The following is a 3,198-nucleotide window of genomic DNA, read 5'->3' as shown; positions in this document are numbered from 1 at the left end:
CCGTCGGACTGACCGCCGTGATCCTGGTCGGGCTGACCTTGCTCAGCTTCTTCGCCAACAGGACGCTTGCCGCGATCGGCTCGGATGCCGCGCTGACCATTCGCGTCACCGGTCATCAATGGTGGTGGGAGGTGCGCTACGAAGACGCCACGCCGAGCCGCATCCTGACTACGGCCCACGAGATCCATATTCCCGCCGGCGAACCCGTGCGGCTTCTTCTCACCTCGACCGACGTTATCCACTCCTTCTGGGTGCCGAGCCTTTCCGGCAAGCTAGACCTCATTCCCGGCCGAATGAATGTGCTCGATATCAAGGCCGACAAGCCCGGCGTCTACCGAGGCCAATGCGCCGAGTTCTGCGGCGCGCAGCACGCGAATATGGGCACCTTCATCATCGCCGAGCCGCGCGCGAAGTTCGACGCCTGGTGGAACGACCAGTTGCAGCCGGCCGCCGCTCCAACGGGCGACGAGGCCAAGGCCGGCGAGAACCTCTTCCTGAAACGCCCCTGCGTGATGTGTCACAAGATCGGCGGCACGCCGGCAGGCGGAACGGTCGCGCCGGATCTCACCCATATCGCCAGCCGGCAGACGCTCGCGGCCGGAACATTGACGATGAGCCGCGGCAACCTCGCCGCCTGGATAGCCGACCCACAAGGCGTGAAGCCCGGCTCGCATATGCCGGTGGTCGATTTGAGCGGCGACGAGCTCAACGCCATCGTCGCCTATCTCGAGGGGCTGAAATGAGCAGCGCGGATCTCACCAGCGAACGCGATCTGCCGCCGCAGCGCGAAGCCTCCGCCAAAGGCGATATCGCACCCGAGCGTGACGGGCCGCGCGACACCGGCATGGACGATGCCAGCCTGCACCGCAGGCTGGCCCGGACATGGCGGACGCCTCCCGGCATCATCGGCGCCCTGTCGAGCGTCGATCACAAGGTCATCGCACGCCGCTACCTGATCACCGCCTTCCTTTTTCTCTGCCTGGGCGGGCTCAACGCCGTGGCCATGCGCATCCAGCTCTCGGGCCCACAGCGTGGCCTGATCGGCCCGGACCTTTACAACCAGCTGTTCACGATGCACGGCGTCACCATGATGTTCCTGTTCGCCGTGCCCATTGTGCAGGCGACCGGCATTTACTTGGTGCCGTTGATGGTCGGCACCCGCAACATCGCCTTCCCCCGCCTCAACGCCTTCAGCTATTGGGTCTATCTTTCGGGTGGCCTCTTTGCCTGGGTGTCGTTCGCCCTCGCGATGGCGCCGGATGTCGGCTGGTTCGCCTATGTGCCGCTGTCCGGACCGGAATACGGTCCGGGCAAGCGCGCCGACGTGTGGGCGCAGATGATCACCTATACCGAGGTATCCTCACTGGCCGTCGCCGTCGCGACCATCGTGACCGTGTTCAAGCAACGCGCGCCGGGCATGTCGTTGGACAAGATCCCGCTCTATGTCTGGGCCCTCCTGGTCACGTCCTTCCTCGTCGTCTTCGCCATGCCGGCGGTGATGATCACCTCGACCTTCCTGATCCTCGACCGGCTCGTCGGCACGCATATCTTCAACCCGGCCGAGGGCGGCGACGCGCTGCTGTTCCAGCACCTGTTCTGGTTCTTCGGCCATCCCGAAGTCTACATCATCTTCCTGCCGGCCACCGGCATGGTCTCCGCAATCATTCCGGTCTTCGCCCGGCGCCCGGCCTTCGGCCATCTCGGGCTGGTCCTGTCGCTGATCGCGGTCGGTTTCCTGTCGTTCGGCCTCTGGGTCCACCACATGTTCGCAACCGGGCTGCCGAAGCTCGGCGCGAGCTTCTTCACCGCATCCAGCATGTTGATCGCCATCCCCAACGGCGTTCAGATCTTCTGCTGGCTGGCCACTCTCTGGGACGGCAGGCCGGTGATCCGTACACCGCTGCTGTTCGTCTTCGGCTTCTTCTTCACCTTCGTCATCGGCGGACTTACCGGCGTCATGCTCGCCTCGGTGCCGCTCGACCTGCAGGTGCACGACACCTATTTCGTCGTCGCCCATTTCCACTACGTGCTGATCGGGGGTTCGGTCTTCCCGCTGCTCGCGGCCGCCTATTTCTGGTTCCCCAAAATCACCGGCCGCATGATGAGCGAGCGCCTCGGACGCTGGCATTTCTGGCTGGCGATGATCGGCTTCAACGCGGCATTCTTCCCTATGCACATCGTCGGCCTGTGGGGCATGCCGCGCAGGGTCTACACCTATCCGGCCGAGCTCGGCTGGGGGAACATCAATCTCTTCATCAGCGCCGGCGCGGTGCTCTTCTTCCTGAGCTTCGTGCTGTTTGCGTTCAACTTGGTTCATGGCGCGCTAAGGGGCACGCCCGCAGGCGACAATCCCTGGGATGCCGGCACGCTTGAATGGGCGACGTCCTCGCCACCGCCCGGCTATAATTTCGCGCGCATTCCGATCGTGACGAATGTCGAGCCGCTCTGGGCCGAACGCGGGGCGCTTCCTGTCGCGACCGGGCTTCGGGTCGACGTTCGCGAATTGCTCGTCTCCACCGTGGCGGAAGCCCATCCCGACATCCGCGAAAAATCGGCGACGCCGTCGATCTGGCCGCTGTTGGCGGCCATCGCCGTCGGCGCCACCTTCCTGTACTCGATCTTCACGCCCTGGGCGATCATCTGGGGCGCCGCGCCGATCGCCGTCACCTTGGTCGGCTGGTTCTGGCCGAAGGCCGATCCGGAGGACGAGGAATGAACCAGCGTCCCGCCCTCGATCTTACCGGCCTCCCGACCTTTGGCCATGGCCCGCGCAGCCCGACCTGGTGGGGCACGCTTGGCTTCATGGCGCTGGAAGGCATGGGCTTCGCGCTAGCCGCCGGCGCTTACCTCTACCTCGTTACTTTGTGGCCCAACTGGCGCCTGAGCGCTCCGCAGCCCAACCATTGGCCGGGAACCATCGTGACGCTGCTTCTCATCGCCAGCCTGGTGCCCAACCACATCCTCAACGGCTATGCCAAGCGATGCGCCATGCGGCCCGTGCGGATCGGAATGGTGGTGATGTCGCTGCTCGGCCTCGCGCCTCTTGTCGTGCGCTGGTTCGAGTTTCCCGCCCTGAATATCTACTGGGACACGAATGCCTACGGCTCGATGCTCTGGGTGCTGCTTGGTCTCCACACCACGCATCTGATCACCGATGTCGGCGATACGATTGTCCTGACGGTGTTGATGTTCACGCAC

At 64.4% G+C, this 3,198-nt stretch carries 3 protein-coding genes; all 3 read left to right on the top strand.

Going from position 1 to position 3,198, the window contains the following annotated elements:
* The coding region (coxB, locus tag EOA28_RS30155; protein ID WP_128315592.1) for a cytochrome c oxidase subunit II at positions 1-743 on the top strand (743 nt) is incomplete at its 5' end.
* Positions 740-2,716 carry a cytochrome c oxidase subunit I gene (gene ctaD, locus EOA28_RS30150; protein ID WP_127249213.1) on the top strand — a complete coding sequence of 659 codons (1,977 nt, stop codon included), beginning with the start codon at positions 740-742 and terminating at the stop codon, positions 2,714-2,716. The genes coxB and ctaD, both read left to right, overlap by 4 nt.
* The coding region (locus EOA28_RS30145; protein ID WP_128315591.1) for a cytochrome C oxidase subunit III at positions 2,713-3,198 on the top strand (486 nt) is incomplete at its 3' end. The genes ctaD and EOA28_RS30145, both read left to right, overlap by 4 nt.

This window comes from Mesorhizobium sp. M2A.F.Ca.ET.067.02.1.1 (assembly GCF_004023285.1).
Lineage (GTDB): Bacteria > Pseudomonadota > Alphaproteobacteria > Rhizobiales > Rhizobiaceae > Mesorhizobium.
Note: the sequence above shows the minus strand (reverse complement) of the source record. Positions and strands in the feature narration are given on the sequence as shown.

Bases quoted from the DNA above. Each gene is read 5' to 3' on its own strand.
- ctaD (WP_127249213.1), top strand. From the start codon at position 740: ATGAGCAGCGCGGATCTCACCAGCGAACGCGATCTGCCGCCGCAGCGC.